The sequence below is a fragment of the Thermoleptolyngbya sp. M55_K2018_002 genome, assembly GCF_015295965.1.
Taxonomy (GTDB): Bacteria; Cyanobacteriota; Cyanobacteriia; order Elainellales; family Elainellaceae; genus Thermoleptolyngbya; species Thermoleptolyngbya sichuanensis.
In genome coordinates, this window is record NZ_DVEA01000130.1 from 1 (window position 1) to 2,322 (window position 2,322).

General features: G+C 58.1%; 1 protein-coding gene and 1 pseudogene. One reads left to right on the forward strand and one right to left on the reverse strand.

Annotated elements, in window-relative coordinates; translation table 11 throughout:
- Positions 1-364: pseudogene (locus IGS51_RS06315) on the reverse strand (hypothetical protein); the annotation flags it as partial.
- A gap of 442 nt (positions 365-806) precedes the next feature.
- Here IGS51_RS06315 and IGS51_RS06320 point away from each other — a divergent pair.
- Positions 807-2,114, forward strand: a complete 1,308-nt coding sequence (locus IGS51_RS06320; protein WP_297077256.1) for an inorganic phosphate transporter — start codon at positions 807-809, stop codon at positions 2,112-2,114.
- Positions 2,115-2,322 lie beyond the last annotated feature (208 nt).

A 2,322-nucleotide genomic window follows, 5' to 3' on the forward strand; every position in this document is an offset into this window, starting at 1 on the left:
GGGCCCGCTGTTTTGGTTTCTGTCCAGCAGTCTTGGAGCGAACGGGCGCAGTCCGAGATGCAGCCGACTGCTTGAGCCGGGTCAGGTAGTAGCGCAAAGACGACGGGGAGACGGGAATCCCTGCCTGGTTGAGCAGCGCGGCCACATCTTCCTGGCTATAGCCCTTGTCGAGGGCGGCGAGGATCACGTCTTGCAGCAGGGCGATCGCCTCTCGAATTGACCATTCCTTTGCCGGTTCGGGGGGTTTGTCGGGGAGCGCAGTCAACGCCTGACTCGCCCGCTTGAGCGATCGCCGAGGCACCGCAGCCGGAGAGGTTGCGCTGCTCGAAGATGACTTACGGGCTGATTTGGTTTTTCGAGTCACGCCGAAACCCAGAGACACGGGGGAGAAACTGCCCCTTACGTTAACGCTGAATCCTGAAATTGTGAGAGCTTAAGAGGGGTTTATTTGCAATTCTCAATAATGTTGTCGGAATATTTCGAGGTCAGGAATTGTACCGATTCTTGATTAGGACTTACGCAGTTGGACAATTTCTCGCGGGCTGCGTCCACGAGAAATTGTCCAAAATCCAGAAAGCAGAAAGCGTATTGCAAGTGCATAAGTCCTGCTTGATTTTGGCTTGGGTGATTTTGGACGGGGGTCGGCATCTGCGGGGCTTCCAGTCATGCCATTCTTGGCGCGACTCAGAAGAATTGATGCTAGAAAGTCCGTGAGGAGTGATTGATCCGCCCATAGACAGCCGTCTTGTCATTGTTAAGCCGTTAAACCGTTAAGCTATTAAGCCGTAGCGTGGAGCGCAAGCAGCGTGATTTGGATTGTGATTGCTAGTGGATTAGCCCTGTACGTTGCCTGGAACCTGGGCGCGAACGATGTGGCGAATTCAATGGGTACGTCGGTTGGATCGGGAGCGGTGTCGCTGCGGCAGGCATTGGCGATCGCCGGAGTGCTGGAGTTTGCAGGAGCAGTGCTGTTTGGGCAGCGAGTGGTGGACATGTTGGCCAGCGGCGTGGTCAGTCCAGATCAGTTCACCGATACGCCCCAGGTTTTGGTGCTGGGTATGGTGTCTGTGCTGCTGACTTGCGGGCTGTGGCTTAATCTGGCCACGCGACTGGGGCTGCCCGTCGCGTCGTCTCATGCTGTTGTGGGGGCAATCGCCGGGTTTGGCTGGGCGGCATCCGGTCTGCATTCCGTGAACGGGTCACTGCTGGGTCAAATTTCCCTCACTTGGCTGGTCACGCCGCTGATCAGCGGGGCGATCGCTGCTGGGGTTTATACCGTTCTGCGGCGCGGCATCTTGCAGGCTCCGCAGCCGCTCCAGCAGACCTATGAATGGCTGCCCTGGCTGAGTTTGGTGCTGGTCAGCGGGTTTGGGCTGATTGTGCTGCCTGGGCTGCAACCTGCCATTTCAGCCCAGATTTCTGACCAGATTTCTGACCAGATTTCTGACCGGATTTCAGCCCAAATTAACTTGCCGTTCCACACGCTGGCGCTGGCCACCGGGGCGATCGCCACTCTGGGCCTTAGCGCGATCGCCGCTCGTCCGGTGGTGTTGTCTGATGCGCCGAATCCTACCGAAGACAATGGGGAGGGGATTGCCGTTAAGCTTGCCAATCCTGTCGAGCAAATCATGGCGCGATTCCAGTTGATCAGCGCGTGCTTCGTCGCCTTTGCCCACGGCTCAAACGATGTCGGCAATGCGATCGCGCCTTTGGCGACAATTGTCCACCTGACGCAGCCTGCTGGGGATGACGCAATCCTACCGATGTGGATTTTGGGGCTGGGGGCGCTGGGCATGGTGGGTGGGCTGGCAGTGTGGGGCGGCCGCGTCATCGCCACCATCGGCAAAGGCATTGTCGCGCTGCAACCCAGCAGCGGCCTCTGTGCAGAACTGGCCACCGCCGCGACCGTGCTGATCGCCTCGCGGGTGGGACTGCCCGTGTCTACGTCCCACGCGCTGGTCGGCGCAGTTGTAGGGATTGGTCTGTCCCAGCGCAACAGCCAGATTCACTGGAGCATGGTGCGCCAGATCGGTCTGGCGTGGGTGGGCACGATTCCGCTGTGTGGCGGACTGGCCGCTGCAATTTTTTGGGGGCTAATCAGCCTAACGCATTGATGCAGCTTTTTAATGCAGCTTTTGGCGTTGCTAAACAAAAGTATGCTTCTCGTGCCTATGCTTCTTTCAGCCCTCACCCTAGCCCTCTCCCAAAGGAGAGAGAACAAGAGTCCTCGCTCCTTTGTATCCTGAGGACAGAGCGGAAGAGGGAGTGCAATCTGGCTTCCTGCGTGACGGATCTGATTCCCCTGCCTCTTCAACTCCTCAC